The sequence below is a fragment of the Plantibacter sp. Leaf314 genome, from assembly GCF_001423185.1.
Taxonomy (GTDB): domain Bacteria; phylum Actinomycetota; class Actinomycetes; order Actinomycetales; family Microbacteriaceae; genus Plantibacter.
Map to the genome: position 1 here is coordinate 342,164 of NZ_LMOB01000002.1, position 18,004 is coordinate 360,167.

Genomic DNA, 18,004 nt, shown 5'->3' on the forward strand with positions numbered 1-18,004 from the left:
GTCGGCTCACTGCGGGATCGTGAGGACCAGGCAGTAGCAGAGGACGGCGACCACCAGGAAGGGGATCCGCATCGCGCGACGCTCCGTGAACAGCAGCCCGGCGCAGGCGAGTGCGAACGGCAGGAGCGACAGGCCGTAGCGGGGGACGAGCGCGATGTACTGGCCGGTCAGCACCGCTGACACCACGGCGAGGACCGGCGCGGAGACCGTCGCGACGAGGATGGTCGACACCGCGAGGTTGCTCTCCGTGGACAGCCCCCGCGACGAGCCCCAGAGGCCGATCAGACCGCCGGCGACCAGCAGCGTCAGCACCCCGACCGGGATGATCGCCCCACCCCCGGTGGAGGCCGGGTCGAGGGCGCCCTCGGCGAGGGCGGGGATGAAACGGAACAGTTCGTCGGCCAGCGCCGAGGGCGTGAAGCTCGCCGACGCGACGAGGGCCCCGGCGTCCCCGACGGCGATCGAGGATCGGACGACCATCCAGACGAACTGCGCGACGACCGCCGCGAGGACTCCGCCGACGGTGATGAGCACCAGTCGGTCCCTGAAGAAGCTGCTCACCGGTCGCGGGCGGCCGCGCACGGCGCTGAGGCGCTGCAGCATGAAGAACACGGCGACCGCGGCGAACGGCAACAGGAGCTGCAACTTCAGCAGCGCGGCGAGGACGGCGGCCCCGGCGAGCCACCAGACCGCGTTCCGGTGCTCCGCGGTGCGGAGCGCCAGCAGCAGGGCGACGGCACCCGCCGCCATCGCCGGTGCATCGGTGCTGATGAAGGTGTTGGACCAGAACGCCGCGGACGAGCCCACCATGAGGAGCGACAGCGAGGCGCTCAACATCATCGGGATCAGCAGGCGGCGGAGCGCGTAGAACAGCGCCACGGCCGCGAGGGCCAACCAGAACATCCCGGTGAGTCGTGCCGCGCTCACGAGGTCCACGCCCGCCATCACGAACGGCTGCGCGAGCACCCGGGTGATCGCGAAGTACGCCGGGGTGTAGATGTCAGCGCTCGTGATGCCGCGATTGGGGAACCCGTTCGGGTCGGCGATGCTCTGCGGATTGCAGTGCGTCTCGGGCCAACCGCCGACGTTCCGGACGTTGTGACAGGCGAGGTAGGCGCGGGCGAACTCGCTGACCCCCTCCCCGGTCCGCACGACCCCCTGCGACGACACCTTCGCGACGTAGTCGATGTACATGTACTCGTCGATCGGCGAGACCGCGATGTGCTTCGGGACGTGGACGCCGACGAGCACGGCGCTGGCGACCATGAGGAGGACGGCCACGGCGCGCTCCCAGAAGCGGGTGTCGCGGCGACGGAACAGCTGCGCGATGCCGCCCGATCTCCCCTTCGTGTCGGTCTGCACGGTCAGCCTCCCCCTCGATGTGCCAGGTCTTGGATCCCGCACCGGGCCCCTGGCAGGCGGATCCGGCGCGTCAGCAGCACGACGGCCTCGCCACCGCGATCATCTCGCGGCGGCGAGGCCGCTCACTCGCTCTCAGTAGGATACGGTCTTGCAGCCGAGTGAGGTGTTCGCCCCGACGTTGGACCATGCCGTGCCGATGGCGATCGCGCACACCTGGTAGGTGCCCTTCTGATCGAGCGTGATCTGTTCGGCGAAGCCGTGGTTGGCGCCGGCCCAGGGGTAGGCACGGGCGACGTCGTTCCGCGTCTCGTCGGCGACGAAGGGGAAGCCCTTGACCGTCGCGTCAGGCCGCGTCACGTAGAAGTGGACCTGGATCGGCGTGCCCGCGAGGTCGCGGTCCACCGCCCAGCCCGACACGGAGAGCGTCGCCTTGCCGTCGGTCGTCGGCGTCACCGTGGCCGAGTCGAACGCCCCGGTCGGCGGCGTCGTCCCGAAGGTCACCGTCTTGCAGGGGAACGGCGTGTTCAGTCCGACGCTCAAGGGCGAGACGGCGATCCCGTAGACGCAGACCGTGTAGGTACCCGTCGCCTTCACCGGGAACGACTCCTGGAACCCGTGCGCACCCGAGATGCCGAAGGCGCGGTTCACGTCGTCGCGAGCCTTGTCCGCCTTGCGCGAGTACCCCGTGGTCACCCCGCTCGGATCCGTGATGTAGACGTGCGCCCCGATGGATGCGGAGGGCGAGCCGGCGTCGTAGGTCCATCCGCTCACGGAGATGGCCGGAGCCGTCGGCGTCTGGTCGGCGACGATCGCGTCGACCTGACCGTTCGGGAACGCCTTCACGTAGTTCGCCGACTGGCACTCGAGCAGGCGGTTCGCGCCGATGTTCTTCCAGTACGTCGGAATGGCGTAGGAGCACACCTGGTAGACGCCGGGCGTCGTCACGGGGATCGACAACTCGAAGCCGTGGTTGGCGCCGGCACCCGGGAAGGTGGCTCCGATGTCCGCACGGGGCTTGTTCGCCACGAGAGACGTGCCGACGACCTTGCCGCCCGGCTGCGTCACGTACACGTGGACCTGCGAGGAGACCGACGAGGCGTCGGGATCGAGTGCCCAACCGCGGACCTTGATCGCGGTGGAGCTGCCGGACCCGGTCGTGACGAACTCGTCGACCTTGCCGAGCGGCGGGTTCTGCGAGACCACCGTCGTCTGGCACTGCAGGAGACGGTTGTTGCCCGACAGCCCGATGCCGTAGACACAGGCCTGATAGGTGCCGCCCTGGGTGACCTCGATGTTGGTCGAGAAGCCGTGGGCGTTGCCGGCACCCGGGTAGGCGCCCCCGACGTCCGGCCGCGACTGACTCGCGACCAACGGGGTGCCCTTGACGCTGCCGTCAGGGTAGGTCACGTACACATGCGCCTCGATCGAGCTGGACGACCGGTTCGAGTCGAGCGTCCATCCGCGGACCGACAGCGTGGCGGTCTTCGCTCCGACCGACGCCGTGAACTGGTCGACGGAACCGATGGGGTTCGGGACGTCGGTCGGCGATCCGAACCAGTCCGAGTACATCCGCCAGAAGTTGCGGTTGCCGTACGCGCCGCACCCGTCGCCGGTCCCGTACAGGTTCGCGAGCGCGGAGGCGTTGGGCTGGTAGGGCGTGTAGTTGTACAGCCCTGCGGTCGCCGCGTTCTGGATGTAGACCTGGCTGCTCCCACAGGCGGCGTTGGGGTTGAACCGCACCGTGTTCACCCGACCGGGAACGTGGTTCCACCGGGTCGGGTTGGCCTGGTAGTTCTTGAACTGGAGGGCGGCGGCGTAGACCTGGTTGAAGAAGCCGTAGTAGGTCGAGTCGCAGTCGGCGGTGTCGGGGCAGCCGTACCCGGTCGCGCTCCGGTACTGGCGCGCACTGGGCCAGTCGTCGGTGATGATCCCCTGCTCCTTCTCGAGGAGGACGATCATGGCCTTCTGGCTGAACCCGCACGCCTGACCGACCTTGGCGATGATCTGCGCGGCCGACTCGTTCGCGGCACCGGTGTACGCGGCGCACCGTCCGCTGACGGCGGCCCGCGTCGGCGTGGCCTGACGGTAGTCCTTCAGGCAGGTGTACCCGGAACGGCAGGTCGGGACGGCGCTGTTCAGGAACGTCTGCACCTCCCCCGCGGACATCGACGCGCCGTCGTAGAACAGCCCGTCCGAGATGATGTTGCCGGGGTTGAAGTTCCGGGCGTCGGCCGCGCTCGCCGGTCCGGCGGTGGGGATCACGGTGAACAACCCCGCCAGCAGGGCGATGACCGCGATCATGACGGCTGGGAATCGACGTCTCATGGGATCTCCAATGGGGAGCTGGCGGAGACGAGCTCCGAGATGGTGGCGGAGGTGTAGCTGACCGAGGCGCTCCACGGACCGGAGGTGAACTGGTCGATGGGCACCTGCACGGTGCCGCAGCTGGTGGTCGCCCGATCGGCGAGTCCTTCGGCCTCAGCGGTGACGACCGCGTCGCCCGCCGAGAAGGTGAACGTGCAGGTCCCGCCGTTCTCGATGACGCCGGCGACGTAGGCCGACGCGGACACCGCTGCCCCGTCGGCGTCGACGGTGGCGAACACGAGCACGGCCTCCGGCGGGATCGGAGTCGGGTCCTCGCCCTTCGCGGTCGACTCGTTCCCTGGGGCCAGGGTGGAGGTCGTCGGCGACGGTGACGGCGCGTCCGGTCCGGTGCACCCGACGAGCGCGGATGAGACGATCAGGAGTATCCCGACGTATTGCCAGGTCGGCCTCGTACGGTCGCTCATTGACCTGTGTCCTCTCAGCGGGTGGTTGTACCCCGAATCAGGGTAGCGGGCCCAGCGGCCGGTCTCGGACAATCGTTACCAGATCGGCGCGTCCGTCATCGCGTTGCGTCGCGCTCCTCGAGGATGCCGTTCCAGGTCGCCCGGACGCCGTCGTCGAGCGATTCGAAGCCCGGACGGCCGAATTCGGCCGCATACCGGCCGATGTCGAGGACGACACGATCGACGAAGGTCACGGGCACGGGACGCACCTGCTCCTCGAAATCCACCCCGGTGACCCGGCGGAGCGATGCCAGCACCTCGCTGACCGTCAGCCCGCGTCCACTCCCGAGGTTGTAGACCTCGTGCTCGTGCCGGCGACCGACCATGCGGGTGATCATGCGCACGACATCGTTCACGAAGATGTAGTCGCGGACCATCGAGCCGTCCCCGAACCGGACGACGGGCTCCCCGACGGCGATCTGCCGGAGCGCGATCGGAATGAGGCCCTGCTTCTTGTTGTGGTGCTGCCGCGTGCCGTACGGGTTCGAGATGCGGAGCGCCGTCGAGCGGAGGCCGCGGACCGCCTGGAAGTAGCGCAGGTAGTTCTCGATCGTCAGTTTGCCGATCGCGTAGGGCGACACCGGCAGCGTCGGGTCGGTCTCGACGTACTCGGCACGGTCCTGGGCCCCGTAGATCGCTCCGCCCGTCGAGGCGAAGTAGAAGTGACCGACGCCGGCCGCGGCACAGCTCTCGAGCATCTCGACCGTCTGGGCGACGTTCGTCCGGATGTCGAGCGTCGGGTCGTTCTGCGCCGTCGCCGGGGTCGTCGTCGAGAGGAAGTGGAACACGAGGTCCATGCCGGCGACCGCGGCGTCGAGGTCGGACCGGCTGAGGAACTCACCGCGGACGATCTCCACCCCGTCGGTGTCGAAACTGGGCTCACGCGAGCTGAACCGGTCGAACGCACGGACCCGGTGTCCGTCGGCCTTGAGTGCGTCGACCAGGTGCGAACCGATGAACCCGTTCGCACCGATGACGAGGGCGTCAGCCACGCATCGCCCGTTCGAACGCCTCGACGAACTGTCGTCCGCTGTCGTCCCAGCTCGTGTGCTCCAGGGAGTCCGCCATCGCGATCGAGCGTTCGACCGCGTCCTGCCGTGACACCACCTCGACGAGGCGTTTGGCGATCGCACCGGGTGCGGGCTGCACGTACTCGATGAAGGGGTTGTCCGAGACGAGCCGGTTGTTCGGCGCGTCGTTCACCACCGGCGCCACGCCACTCGCGATGAGTTCGAGCGGGAGCAGCGACATGTTGGAGAGGGAGAGGACGAGCCCGGCGGCGCAGCGGTTGTAGATCGGGTTCAGCTCGGAGATCGACAGCCCGGAGAGGTTCTTGTACTCGAACGGGATGTCCCAGTCCGAGACGTCCCAGCCGGCCATGTTGATCGTGTAGTCCGGTCGCTGCCTGGCGAACTCGCCGAGGGCAATCACTCCCAGCTCGAACGCACGCCGCGGGGTGACCGGGCGGGCGTAGAAGAAGATCTCCTTGCGCCGCGCGCGGTTCGTCAGGCTGTAGTGCGTCCGGTCCACCGAGAAGTCGAAGTGGTCGGTGGGCATGCCGTACTCGTCGTGCAGCTTCTTCGAGAGCCAGCCGCCCGCGGTGATGCCGTGGAAGCCGAAGTGGTAGGTGTTCTCGGCCAGGATGGCCTCCGAACCGGACGGGTAGAAGGCCGGTTCGAAGTCCTGGACGAAGTAGAAGCGACGCGCCCGCGACCGGTCGCGGAACACCGGGTAGGCGGTCTCCCAACCCGTCGCGAAGATGGCGTCGACGTCGTCGGCCACCCCGCGCTCGTCGAGGTTGTGCACCCGAGCCCGCACGTCGGGGTACGCCGGCGACTCGCGGAGCAGCTGCTTGAGGTCGGATTCCTTGACGATCACGCCGAGGCTGTTGTAGATGTACACGCTGCACGTGTGCCCGGCGCGCTCGGCGTAGTCGATGAAGCGGAACAGGTTCTGGTGTCCGCCGCTCGTGGCGCTCGGCGGCGACATCACCCAGGCGATGTGCGACTTCCGGTCGCGGACGACGACCGGGTCCGACAGCTGCGGGCCGGGCTCGGTCCAGTCGACGGCGAGGGCGTCCTCGAGTTTGACCGGGAGGATGAGCTTCTTCCCCGCGAACCTCGACTTGATGTTCAGTTCGACGCGCTTCCAGAAGAAGCGGGGACCTTCGTGCTTCAGGACGGACAGGGCGTTCCTGCAGGTGGTGATGACTGATCTCATATCGGCGGACCGACCTCTATTCCGGGAATGGCCAGTATTGCGGCTGGTGGAGTCGGTGGCGCCAACGCCGTCCGAGGGTCTCGAGCTCGTAGGCACGGACACGCGCATCGCGGGTCTTCGACTCGAAGTGGTACAGCTCCGCGCGCGGCGTCCAGTAGGCCTGGTAACCGAGCTCCGCCACCTTGAGGCAGAAGTCGACGTCGTTGAACGCACCGGGCAGCAGCGTGGTCATACCGCCGACCTCGAGGTACACCGATCGCGGGAACAGCGAGCAGGCGGCGGTCACGCCGCCGACCTCGCGCTCGACCTGGAACGCGTGCTGCGATCCGGCCGCACCGCGCGGGACCTGCAGGCCGATGTGCGTCGGGCTGCCCATCCAGTAGTGGTGTCCACCGTGCTGGATGGTGTCGTCCTCGTAGTAGAGCATGCAGCCGGCCATGCCTGCGCCGGGGAGCTGCGCGAGGCGCAGCAGCGACTCGATCCAGTCGGGCGTGATGACCTCGACGTCGTCGTTCAGCATGAGGACGTACTCGCCGACGGCGCTCAGCACGCCGCGGTTCGCCTTGGCCGCGAAGTTGAACGGCAGGTCGAAGTCGACGACGACGAGGCGGTCGCCGAGCAGTGCGCGGGCCTCGTCGATGACGGCCGGCTCGGGGTCGGTGTCGACGACGAGGACGACCTCGAGGTTCTGGTACGTCGTCCGTTCCACGAGGCCGCGGAGGGCGTGCAGGAGGTAGCTGTGCGGTTCGCCGCCGGCCCGCAGCGGCGCACTGAAGCGCGCCTGGGTGGGGATGACGACGGACACGAGCGGCTCGCCGTGGAGCGGACGCACGGTGGTGTGGACGCCGTCCGCGGCGACCGCACGCACCTCTCCACCGCCGGTGGCGGCGAGGTGTCGTTCGAGGACCGTCCGGACCTGCTCGAGCCGTGCCTCGGGGAAGGCACCGATGTCCCGGCGCGACGGTGCGTGGAACAGCACACGGGGCACGTGGAGCGTGACCGCACCGGCCTGGACGCACCGGAGTGCGGCGTCGTAGAGCTCGACGCCGTCCACGTCGTGGGCCAGCCCGCCGATCTCGGCGAGGGTGTCGCGGCGGAACAGCAGGAGGTCGCCGTAGTAGAACTGGCAGCGCAACCGCTCCGGCGCGGGCCCCTGCTTGGAGACGACCTCGATGCCGCCGTCGGGACGGACGGCGGACTCGTCGGAGTACACCACCGCTGCGTCGGGCGCGAGCGCGAGCCAGTCGACGAGGGTCTGGATCGTCTTGTCGTCCGGCACGCCGACATCCGGCAGGACGCACACGAACCGGCCGCCGGCAGCGGCGACCCCGGTCTCGATCAGTCGGCTGACCGGGGCGGACGCCTCGGCGTCAGCGCGGACGATCGACCGGTGGTCGGCGACCGTACCGACGGGAGCCACGAGCACGAGTTCCCAGTCGGCCTGACCGGTCAGCGAGGCCAGCAGGTCCTGGACGCGGGCGGCGTCGGGACGGATGACGAGGAAGGAGACGAGCGGAGCACCGGTCGTCCCGGAAGCGGAGGGGATGGCCATCGGGTCAGGCGCGTCCGCGCTTCAGGATGCGGAGCGGCGCCAGCACGGCACGGCCCGCCTTCCAGGTGCGGGTCGAGTGGACCGCGGCGAGCTGCTGGCGCAGCCCCTGCATCTCGCGCTCGAGGACGTCGAAGTCGTCCTTCGTCGGCGAGAAGTAGATCGATGCGCGGGCGAGTTCGGCCTCGAGCCCGATCACCCGGTCGACGAGTGCGAGCACTCGTTCCTCGCCTGCCAGTTCGGCCGCCGTCGGGCGTTTCGTCGTCATGGTCATTCCCTCGTTCGATTCCGTCGGGCGGGTTAACCCGACGAGTCTAACATCGGGCCGATCCCGGCCCAGTGGCGGTCGCTCAGCGTCGTCGGGCACGGTCGACGAGCCGACGGAGCGGGCTCGTCGCCCGCCACACGGTGCTGTCGGTCACCTCGGTGAAGCGGTCGCGAGCCCGCTGCAACTCGATCTCGAGCTGGGTCGCGTGCAACCGCACGGCACCGAGCTCGGCCTCCTGTCGCTCGACCGCCGCCAGGGCGTCCGACCGCTCCTGCACCAGGCCTGCCCGTGCCGAGACGACCGCGCCGAGGCGGGCGTAGTCGGCGCGCACCGCATCAGGGTCGGCCCGTCCGGCGGCGAAGAAGTCGACGAGCGGCTGCGGGAGGTCGCCCAGGCCGAGCACGCCGAGCCCGTGCCCGTGTTCGAACTGGAACGTCGAGTCCGGGTACCGCTCGCAGAGCTCGGCCCAGAGTCGATGGACACCGAAGCCGCGCTCGAACTCGAAGGTGTCGTGGAAGATGACGACGGCCGTGGCCGCGAGCTTCGGCCGGTAGGTCTCGAAGTCCTCCACGGCGTCCTCGTAGCGGTGCCGTCCGTCGATGTGCAGCAGTTCGATCGACCCGTCCTCGAACTGGTCGACGGCGTCGCTGAAGTAGGACCGGATGAGTCGTGAGAACCCGGTGTAGGAGGCCTCGTTGATCTCGGTGACCGACCGGTAGACGTCGTCGCCGTAGAACCCGGCGTGCTCGTCGCCCTCCCAGCTGTCGATCGCCGAGCAGCTCGTGTCGAGTCCCAGACGCTGCACGGCCTCGCAGACGGCGAAGTAGGAGAAGCCGTTGTGGGAGCCGAGCTCGACGAAGCTCGACGGCCGCAGCGCGTCCACGAGCCAGAAGGCGAAGGGGGCGTGTTCGTGCCAGGCCGACGGGACGACGTGCGTGGGCGACCAGTACGAGGCCTTGCCCAGCCAGGAGACCGGGGTCTCCGTCGTGATGTCACCGAGCCCGAGCGCCGAAGCACCTCTCATCATCGAACCGTTCCTCTCGTCGACCGCGGACCGTCGAAAGCCGAACGAGTCCTCGTATCCGCGATCAACCCTAGGCCACGGCGCGGAGCGGATGACGGGCGGCGCGGGCCGCGCGGGTCCCGGGCTCTCAGGATGGCTACGGTATATTGTCCGGGTTGCGCACCCGTGTCACCCGAACCCCAAATCGAGGCTCCATGCAGTATCTCAGGGATCTGGCATCCGCCAGGGAACTCCTGGCGAATCTCACTCTCCGAGACATCCGCGGCCAGTACAAGCGGACCATCCTCGGTCGCCTGTGGTCGCTCGTGAGCCCGCTGTCGTCGATGCTGGTGTACTCGTTCGTCTTCTACTTCCTGCTGCGCGCCGAGCCGGCGCCCGGCGACCCGAGCGGCCTGCACATCTTCGCCGTCTGGCTCCTCTGCGGCCTCCTCCCCTGGTCCTTCTTCTCCGGGGCACTGTCCGCGAGCATGAACTCGATCGTCGGCGGCGCGAGCCTCATCACCAAGGTCTACTTCCCGCGGGTCGTCCTCCCCATCTCCTCCGTGCTCACCATGGGGTACAACTGGCTGTTCGAGATGGGCGTCCTCGTGATCGTGCTGTGCGCGGTCGGTGGGTGGGGCGTCATCGTGTGGCTCCCGCTCGTCGCCGTGTTCATGGTGGTCCTCGCCGCCTTCGCGACCGGCGTCGGGCTCATCCTCGCGATCGCGAACGTCTACTTCCGCGACACCCAGCACCTCGTCTCGATCCTCCTGCAGATCTGGATGTACCTGACCCCGATCATCTACCCGCCGTCGCTCGTGGAGGTCCAGTCCGACAAGCTCGGCGGCCTCCTCGGCACGGACATCACGGTGATGAACATCTACGAGTCCAACCCGATGTTCCACTTCGTCTCGGTGTTCCGGAACCTCATGTACGACCAGCGTTGGCCGGACCCCGCGGATGTGCTCGCGTGCATCGCCTGGGCGCTCGTCGCACTCGTCGGCGGCTTCCTCATGTTCACCCGTAAAGAGAAAAGACTGGCCGAGATCCTATGACCGAAACCGCCGTCCACGTCGACTCCGTCAGCAAGAAGTTCCGTCTGTACCACGAGCGGAACCAGAGCCTGAAGTCCGCCATCATGCGCCGAAAGATCTCGGTGCACGAGGACTTCTGGGCCCTCCGCGACATCACCTTCGACGTCCCCGTCGGCTCCACCTTCGGGCTCATCGGCAGCAACGGTTCCGGCAAGTCGACCCTGCTGAAGTGCCTCGCGAAGATCCTCTACCCGGAACACGGGAACATCAGCGCGAACGGCAAGGTCGCCGCCCTGCTCGAGGTCGGCTCCGGCTTCCACCCCGAACTGTCCGGTCGGGAGAACGTCTTCCTCAACGGATCGATCCTCGGGATGAGCCGCAAGGAGATCCAGCGCAAGTTCGACGACATCGTGTCCTTCTCCGGCGTCGAGCAGTTCATCGACCAGCCGGTGAAGAACTACTCCTCCGGCATGTACGTCCGTCTCGGCTTCTCGGTCGCCATCAACGTGGACCCCGACATCCTCGTCGTCGACGAGGTGCTCGCCGTCGGTGACGCCGAGTTCCAGCAGAAATGCTTCCAGAAGTTCGAGGACTTCAAGGCCGCCGGCAAGACCGTGATCCTCGTCAGTCACTCGATGGGCACCGTCAAGCAGATGTGCGACCACGCCGCCTGGATCAACAAGGGGAACCTCGAGCTCGTCGGCCCGGCCGACCCGGTGATCGCCGCCTACGAGGCGACCTACCCGCACCAGGGCTGAGCAGGCTGCTCGGCCCTCGCCGAGCTACTGCGCGTTCGTCGGCTCCGGCTCGTCGCTCCCGGCGGTGACCCGCGCGCGCCGACCCCACCGGATCACCAGGGTCCCGACGACGATGAGCACCGAGAGCCCGACGCCGACGCGGGTCGCAGTGATGCCCTGGTCGAGCCCGGGCGTGCGATAGGCGAGTTCGATCCGGTGCTCGCCGGCCTCAACGCGGACCGCGGCGCCCGCCTGCTCCGCGTCGACCAGCGGACTGGCGACCCCGTCGACCGTGACCGACCAACCGGGGCGTCGGAGCGAGTCGGCGAACACGACCCATCCGGCGTCGTCGGCGTCGACGCCGACCACGGTCCGGTTGAGGTCCCATCCCTGGTCGCGCACCTCGACGTCGGCGTTGGACGCCGTCGTCGGGGCACTGTCCGCGGTGGTCGCCGACGAATCGACACCCGTCAGCTCGTCGGGATCCTCGAGCAGCACGGTCGTGGACGGCAGGAGCGGATCCTCCATGAGGGACACTCGGCGCGAGGGGTCGCGCTCGACGAGGCCGTTCGACGCCCAGCGCACCCGGTCGAGGGCGGTCCCCCGCTCGACGACGGTCGCGTCGCCGGTGTGCGCGACCGTGAGGCCGTCGTCCATCGGACGGTTGAGCGACACGGCGGCGGCCTCGGGTGCCACCGCATCGGCCGCGATCCGCCCCTGTCCGTGGTCGATGGAGATCTCCGCCCGCCAGGACGCGTCGGGGGCGATGCCACTCCCGTCGATCGCCACACTCCGCTGACCCTCGATGGTGCGGTACCACGTCGAGGTCGAGGCCAGGACCTCCTCGGTCTCCGGATCGACGAGGGTGACCTCGAGGGTGGTGCCGCCCTCGGCTCCGAGGACCGGCTCCGGCATCGGGAAGGACAGGCTGCGCACCGGTCCGGTCCGCACGGTCGAGACGGCGATCTCGCCGTCACCGATCGGGACGGCCTCCTCCGACGCCGGAGTGTCCTCGTACCGGCCTGGGACCGGGAGGTTCGGCTCCATCACGACGTACTTGACGGCCAGCCGGTCGAGAATCGGGGACTCGATCGACGAGATCAGACTCGGGTAGTTCAACGTCGAATAGGTCGCCGAGGCGAGCGACTCCGTGTCCAGGCGCAGGAGGAGGGACTTCCACTCGACGGTCTGGAACGTGTGTCCACCGAGCGAGCGGACCCGGTACATCGAGTTCGTCCCGGTGAGCATGGCGTGGTCCACCGACGCGTACCGCGACTCGCCGAGATGCTGCTGGAGGAACCTCGTCGTCGGGGTGTCGGGGTACACACTCGCGGTGTCCGACTTCGGCCACCAGGTGTCGGCGACCATGACGGCCGGCGCGGCCACGATCAGCGGCACGAAGCAGAGCGCGACGATGCGGATGCCCCCACGCCGGGTCGCGAGCACGACGATGACGAGCGCTGCGGCGACGGCGAGCAGCACCACGGTCCAGACGACCTGCGTCTCGAGCAGCGCGGTGAACCGTTCCGGCGCGGACACCACGGCGCGCTGGAGCGCGACGGCGAGGAGCGTCGCAGCGGCGATCCCCGAGCCGAGCGTCGCGAGCCCCCAGAGCCAACGACCGAGCGGTCGACGCGGCGTCGCCGGCGGCGACACCGGCGCCATGTCGCCCCGCTCCAACAGCCGCCCGAACCCGACGCCCGCGAGGACGGCGACGAAGAAGCCGAGCATGACGCGCAGCCGTCCGATCCGGTTGCTGTCGAAGATGGGGAGCTGTTGTGCGGTGCCGAGGAGCGGTCCGCCGAGGTACACCAGCAGCCCGGACAGGATCAGCGCGACCGCGAGGAACAGGCTCATGTCGCGACCACCGCCCCGCCGCTTGAGGAGGAGCGCCACGACCGCGAGGACCACCGCCGCCGCGCCGACGTATGACAAGCGCTCGACGGGCGAGCTGTTCCCCCAGGTGTCGCCCGAGCTCACCTCACCGACGAGGCTCGGAACGAAGGCCGAGAGCAGGTCGTCGATGCTCAGGTGGTTCTCCGGCCCCTGTCGCCGACCGCTGAAGTCGAGGACGGCGACGGCGTTCAGCGCGAACGGCAACAGCGTCCACGCGGAGAGCAGGAACCCGAGGACGACGCCGGCGGCGCTGACCAGGCCGGCGGTGATGACCTTCCAGAACCGGCGGTGGACGACGATCGCGCGCACCAGGACGTAAGCGGCACCCGCGTACAGGGCGTACCCGACGATGGCCGGGAACCCCCCGAGGAGCATGCCGGCGAGCACCAGCCCCAGCGGCACGATGTCGAGGAGGCGCCTGCGGACGGCCGCACGGTCGAGTGCCCAGAACAGGAGCGGGATGAACGCCGCGACCCTGGTCTGGGGCCAGTTCGTCCAGGAGATCATGAACCCCGAGGCGAGGAAGACGACACTGGCGATGGGCCATGCCTGATGGGGCACACCGAGTCGTCGCAGGAACAGCGAGCACCCGACGGTCACGACGATCATCTCGACCAGCTTCGTGAACCCGGGGGCGACGGCGACCGGCAGGAACCACCACCCGAAGGAGATCGGCGAGTACAGACCGGAGTTCGGGAGCCCGCCGAGCTCCGAGCCGCCGGCCTGATACGGCAGCCACTCGGCGAAGAAGCCGTGGCGGGCAGCCTCGACGATCGTCCACATCTGCGGGACGCCCGAGTCGATCGTGTCGCCGATCATCGCGTTGGTGCCCACCTCGGTCGATCCGCCGGCGGACGCCCACGGCGCGAACCGGAACAGGATGTCGGTGCCCATGAAGGTACCGACCCCGATGAGCGGCAGTCCGATCGACAGGACCACGAAGGCGATCAGGGACGCCCAGGCCACGATGCCGAGCACGCGGAGCGCCGTGACCGGGACGGTGGGACGCGAGGGGGCGTCCGGTGCCGTGTCCGGTTGAGCAGTCATGGGCGTCCTGGGTCTCGCATCTCGGGTGCACCGGGTCCGACCGCGCGCACCCTCGATTATGCCTGCTCACGTCCGCGACGCGAACTCGGCCGCGACGATCGGGGATAATGGACAGCTGCGAGACGGCCAGCGAGAGGACGACGTGCGACTGTTCATCCAGATCCCCTGCCTGAACGAGGAGACGACGCTCCCAGCGGTGCTCGAATCGATCCCGCGGTCGATCCCCGGCATCGACGAGATCGAGATCCTGGTGATCGACGACGGTTCGACCGATCGCACGGTCGAGGTCGCCCAGGCCCACGGCGTGACGCACATCGTCCGCCATGCGACGAACATGGGGCTCGCCAGGTCGTTCCGGGACGGCGTCGACTACGCCCTCCTCCACGGTGCCGACATCGTGGTGAACACGGACGGCGACAACCAGTACCCGCAGGACCGCATCGGCGACCTCGTCCAGCCGATCCTCGAGGGGCGGGCGGAGATCGTCGTCGCCGACCGCCAGACCGCGCTCATCGAGCACTTCTCGCCGTTCAAGAAGGCCATGCAGCGGTTCGGCAGCTTCGTCGTCAACAAGGCGGCGAAGACCACGCTCCCGGATGCGGCGAGCGGCTTCCGTGCCTACTCGAAGTACTCGCTCATCAGGCTCAACGTCGTGACGAAGTTCAGCTACTGCATGGAGACCATCATCCAGGCGGGCAACAAGCGTCTGGCCATCACGAGCATCCCCGTCCGGACGAACCCGAAGACGCGCGAGTCCCGCCTGTTCTCCTCGATCGGGGAACACATGTACCAGTCGGGTGTCGCGATCGTGCGCGCCTATCTCATGTACCGGCCGTACGTCGTGTTCGCGGGTCTGGGCCTCATCCTCCTCCTCGCGGGGATCACGCCGTTCGCGAGATACCTCGTCCTCATGCTCGTGGACGACCAGGGGAACCATCTGCAGAGCCTCCTGGTGGGCGCGACCCTGCTCATGGGCTCCCTGCTGTCGTTCGCGATCGGCGTGGTCGCCGACCTCACGAGGATCAACCGGACCCTCAACGAGGAGATGCTCGACTACCTGAAACTGCAACGGTATGGCGACTGACCCCATCGGAGCGGTCCGTCGCGTCTGGGCCGCGTTCATCGGCTCGGCCTTCGTCGCCTGGCTGCGGAACCACCGGCGAGGGATCGGCGTCACCGTCCTCGTCGCCTTCGCCGTCTTCCTGGTCGTGTACGTCTGGACGAACCCGAGCGTCATCGCCGACGCCCTCTCGATCGGCTGGGGCAACCTCTCCCTCCTGTTCGGGCTGTACGTCCTCGTGCTCGTGACCCACTTCCTGATCCTGCTCGCCACGGTGCGGCTGTGCGGCAGACGGATCGCCCTGGGACCGGGGGCCAGCCTGACGGTCTACTCGACGGTCGCCAACTTCTTCGGCCCGCTGCAGACCGGGCCGGGGGTCCGCGCCGTCTATCTGAAGACCACCGTCGGTGTGCGGCTGCGCGACTACACCCTCGCGACCCTCTTCTACCTGTTCGTGTTCGGCGCGGTGAACGCCTCGCTCCTGTTCGCGACGACCCTGCCGTGGCTGTCGGTGCTCGGTCTCACGATCGGCGCGGGCGTCGTCGTCGTGGCGACCTGGAAGCTGGGGCTCGGCGACCGGGCGGGCACGGTGGTCGCGATCGCCGGCATCACCGTCGTCCAGGCGCTCGTGATGAGCGTGATCTACTTCGTCGAGGTGAACGCCGTCGCCGGCCCCTACGACTACCTCCACTCGCTCGTCTACGCGGCGAGCGCGAACCTGTCCCTGTTCGTCTCCCTGACGCCGGGTGCGATCGGCATCCGCGAGGGCTTCCTCTATTTCGCGCAGCACCTCCACGGCATCCCGTCCGACACGATCGTCGCCGCGGGCATCGCCGACCGCGCGATCTACGCGGTCTTCCTCGGGGTGCTGTTCCTCATCTCAGGAGCGTTCCACCTGCGGTCCGCCGTCCAGCAGCAGAGCGCGAAGCGCCTCGGCGACACGGACTGACGACCAGCGTCGGTCGTACACGTCCCGGCCGCGTCGACCGATCCGTTCGAGCTCCTCGGGATGGTCGGCCGCCCAGCTGACGGCCTCGGCGAGTGCCTCCGGGTCGCGCTGCGGCACGACCAGGGCGTCGACGCGGTCCGTGAACACGCCGGTCTCCGCGTTCTCGCCGACCACCGCCGGTCGAGCGCTCGACAGGTACTGCATCGTCTTCCCGGTGATGACGAACTGCGACTGGACGGTGCCGCCGAAGGGGCCCCCGAGCAGCAGGTCGACCTCGGAGAAGAGTTCGGGGAGCTGGGCGTAGTCGACCCAGGCCCGGTGCTCGACGGCCGCTCCCCGGGAACGGGCCTCGGCGACGAGCCGTGCGGTCGCAGCTCCCCCGCCGACGAAGAGGAACCGGACTCGCGCGTCAGGTCGGAGCGACACCGCTGCGGCGATGACGGTGTCGACCCCGTGCAGTGGCAGCATCGAGCCGTAGTACAGGACGGTGAACGCCGCGTCGACGGACCGGACCGGGCCGGGTCCGTCCGGCCGGGGCGCGAAGGTCCCCTCGTCGCTCCCCACGGGCACGACACTGAACCGTTCCGGCGGGATCCCCATCCGCTGGGCGGACGAGTCGGCGTGCGAGGCGGTGTCGCTGAGGACGCCGGCACATCGACGCATCAGGGAACGGAAGACGGCGCGCAGGAGCCGCGCACGCGCCGAGGTGGCCGGGAACTTGTGGTGCTCGTCGACGAACCACTCGACGGGGTTGATGAACTCGTCGTAGTAGACCGGCCGGCGACCCGCCAGCAGCAGCACGAGCGGGAGGATCTCGTAGCCGCGGAAGGTCACCAGGAAGGCGTCCGGGGTGCCGGACACCCGGAGACGGACGAGCTGAGCGGCGACGTCGAGATACCGCAGGACACCACGGCGGGTGTTCTTCACGACGATCATCTCGTCGACCGCACCCGAGTCCACGATGCCCTGCCGCAGCGTGATCGCCCGGATGTAGTCGGGATGCCGGTAGCAGGTGACGACCGCGAGCCTCCCGATGGCCGCCCGACTCACCGTTCGATCACGCCTGCGCGAGCAGCGTCTGCAGGTAGCGGCCGTAACCGCTCTTCACGAGTGGTGCCGCGAGCGCCGCGAGCCGCTCGTCGTCGATCCACCCGGCACGCCAGGCGATCTCCTCGATGCAACCGACCTTGAAGCCCTGTCGGTCCTCGATGACCCGCACGTACTCCGAGGCCTGCATCATCGATTCGAAGGTGCCGGTGTCGAGCCAGGCGGTGCCGCGGTCGAGGACCTGCACCTGCAGCTCGCCCTGTTCGAGGTAGCGCTCGTTGACCGTGGAGATCTCGAGCTCGCCGCGAGCGGAGGGTTCGATGGTCTTCGCGATCTCGACGATGGAGTTGTCGTAGAAGTAGAGACCGGGGACGGCGTAGTTGCTCTTCGGCTGCGCGGGCTTCTCCTCGATGGAGAGCGCCTTGAAGTCGTCGTCGAACTCGACGACGCCGTAGGCCTTCGGGTCGGCGACCTGGTAGGCGAAGATGAGCGCGCCGTCGATGTCGTTGTGGCTGCGGAGGGCCGAGCCCAGCCCGGTGCCGTGGAAGATGTTGTCGCCGAGGACGAGGGCGACGCTCTCATCGCCGATGAACTCCTCACCGATGATGAACGCCTGCGCCAGGCCGTCGGGCGAGGGCTGCACGGCGTACTCGAGTCGGATGCCGAGGTCGTCACCGTTGCCGAGGAGGGCACGGAACTGCTCGTTGTACTCGGGGGTGGTGATGATGAGGATCTCCTTGATCCCCGCCATCATCAGCGTCGACAGGGGGTAGTAGATCATCGGCTTGTCGTAGATCGGCATCAGCTGCTTGGAGATGCCCTTGGTGATCGGCCAGAGCCGCGTGCCGGATCCACCGGCGAGAATGATGCCGCGCATCGGTCACTTTCCTCTGAGGTCGTCGCCGAAACGAGGTCGGCTGGTCGGATCGCATCCGAGGGCCGAGGCCAAGGGACGCCGTCCGTTCCTGAATGGTCGCCGACGAACCGGTCGAACCGGTCCGATA

15 protein-coding genes are annotated in these 18,004 nt (G+C 68.5%); 4 read left to right on the forward strand and 11 right to left on the reverse strand.

The genetic code is table 11. From position 1 onward, the window contains the following. Positions 1–6: 6 nt before the first annotated feature. The 8 genes from ASF68_RS14830 to ASF68_RS14865 all read right to left on the reverse strand — a co-directional run bounded on the left by ASF68_RS14830 (position 7) and on the right by ASF68_RS14865 (position 9,254). On the reverse strand, positions 7–1,362 hold the full coding sequence (locus ASF68_RS14830; protein ID WP_056012780.1) for a hypothetical protein: 1,356 nt from the start codon (positions 1,360–1,362) through the stop codon (positions 7–9). Positions 1,363–1,494: 132 nt separating this feature from the next. Continuing rightward, positions 1,495–3,687: a hypothetical protein gene (locus ASF68_RS14835; RefSeq protein ID WP_157580476.1), complete on the reverse strand. Its 2,193-nt coding sequence runs from the start codon at positions 3,685–3,687 to the stop codon at positions 1,495–1,497. After that, positions 3,684–4,151: a hypothetical protein gene (locus ASF68_RS14840; RefSeq protein ID WP_056012786.1), complete on the reverse strand. Its 468-nt coding sequence runs from the start codon at positions 4,149–4,151 to the stop codon at positions 3,684–3,686. The genes ASF68_RS14835 and ASF68_RS14840 overlap by 4 nt, the downstream gene beginning before the upstream one ends. A 95-nt stretch (positions 4,152–4,246) precedes the next feature. After that, on the reverse strand, positions 4,247–5,182 hold the full coding sequence (locus ASF68_RS14845; protein WP_056012788.1) for an NAD-dependent epimerase/dehydratase family protein: 936 nt from the start codon (positions 5,180–5,182) through the stop codon (positions 4,247–4,249). Then, positions 5,175–6,410, reverse strand: coding sequence for a hypothetical protein (locus tag ASF68_RS14850; RefSeq protein WP_056012790.1), 1,236 nt, complete (start codon positions 6,408–6,410; stop codon positions 5,175–5,177). The genes ASF68_RS14845 and ASF68_RS14850 overlap by 8 nt, the downstream gene beginning before the upstream one ends. A gap of 16 nt (positions 6,411–6,426) precedes the next feature. Beyond that, positions 6,427–7,962 (reverse strand): glycosyltransferase, encoded by a 1,536-nt coding sequence (locus tag ASF68_RS14855; RefSeq protein ID WP_056012792.1) that lies wholly within the window; start codon positions 7,960–7,962, stop codon positions 6,427–6,429. A 4-nt stretch (positions 7,963–7,966) separates the two neighbouring features. After that, positions 7,967–8,227 (reverse strand): hypothetical protein, encoded by a 261-nt coding sequence (locus tag ASF68_RS14860; RefSeq protein ID WP_157580017.1) that lies wholly within the window; start codon positions 8,225–8,227, stop codon positions 7,967–7,969. A gap of 82 nt (positions 8,228–8,309) precedes the next feature. Continuing rightward, the gene (locus tag ASF68_RS14865) at positions 8,310–9,254 is read right to left on the reverse strand and encodes a class I SAM-dependent methyltransferase (protein ID WP_056012798.1); all 945 of its coding nucleotides are present in this window, start codon (positions 9,252–9,254) and stop codon (positions 8,310–8,312) included. A 191-nt stretch (positions 9,255–9,445) separates the two neighbouring features. Here ASF68_RS14865 and ASF68_RS14870 point away from each other — a divergent pair, with 191 nt between their 5' ends. Together ASF68_RS14870 and ASF68_RS14875 are read left to right on the forward strand one after the other, a co-directional pair. Further along, positions 9,446–10,285, forward strand: coding sequence for an ABC transporter permease (locus ASF68_RS14870; protein ID WP_056012801.1), 840 nt, complete (start codon positions 9,446–9,448; stop codon positions 10,283–10,285). Continuing rightward, positions 10,282–11,022 carry an ABC transporter ATP-binding protein gene (locus ASF68_RS14875; protein WP_082456132.1) on the forward strand — a complete coding sequence of 247 codons (741 nt, stop codon included), beginning with the start codon at positions 10,282–10,284 and terminating at the stop codon, positions 11,020–11,022. The genes ASF68_RS14870 and ASF68_RS14875 overlap by 4 nt, the downstream gene beginning before the upstream one ends. Before the next feature lie 24 nt (positions 11,023–11,046). Here ASF68_RS14875 and ASF68_RS14880 read toward each other — a convergent pair whose 3' ends face one another. Beyond that, a complete protein-coding gene (locus ASF68_RS14880; protein ID WP_056012804.1) occupies positions 11,047–13,944 on the reverse strand; it encodes a hypothetical protein in 2,898 nt (965 codons plus the stop codon). A gap of 142 nt (positions 13,945–14,086) precedes the next feature. Between ASF68_RS14880 and ASF68_RS14885 the strand changes: the two genes are divergently transcribed. Next, positions 14,087–15,028: a glycosyltransferase family 2 protein gene (locus ASF68_RS14885; RefSeq protein ID WP_056013436.1), complete on the forward strand. Its 942-nt coding sequence runs from the start codon at positions 14,087–14,089 to the stop codon at positions 15,026–15,028. Continuing rightward, positions 15,018–15,953: a lysylphosphatidylglycerol synthase domain-containing protein gene (locus ASF68_RS14890; protein ID WP_056012807.1), complete on the forward strand. Its 936-nt coding sequence runs from the start codon at positions 15,018–15,020 to the stop codon at positions 15,951–15,953. The genes ASF68_RS14885 and ASF68_RS14890 overlap by 11 nt, the downstream gene beginning before the upstream one ends. Here the strand turns inward: ASF68_RS14890 and ASF68_RS14895 are convergent. Continuing rightward, positions 15,885–17,003: a glycosyltransferase gene (locus tag ASF68_RS14895; RefSeq protein WP_056012810.1), complete on the reverse strand. Its 1,119-nt coding sequence runs from the start codon at positions 17,001–17,003 to the stop codon at positions 15,885–15,887. The genes ASF68_RS14890 and ASF68_RS14895 overlap by 69 nt on opposite strands. Before the next feature lie 7 nt (positions 17,004–17,010). Further along, positions 17,011–17,877 carry a glucose-1-phosphate thymidylyltransferase RfbA gene (gene rfbA, locus ASF68_RS14900; RefSeq protein ID WP_056012813.1) on the reverse strand — a complete coding sequence of 289 codons (867 nt, stop codon included), beginning with the start codon at positions 17,875–17,877 and terminating at the stop codon, positions 17,011–17,013. Positions 17,878–18,004 lie beyond the last annotated feature (127 nt).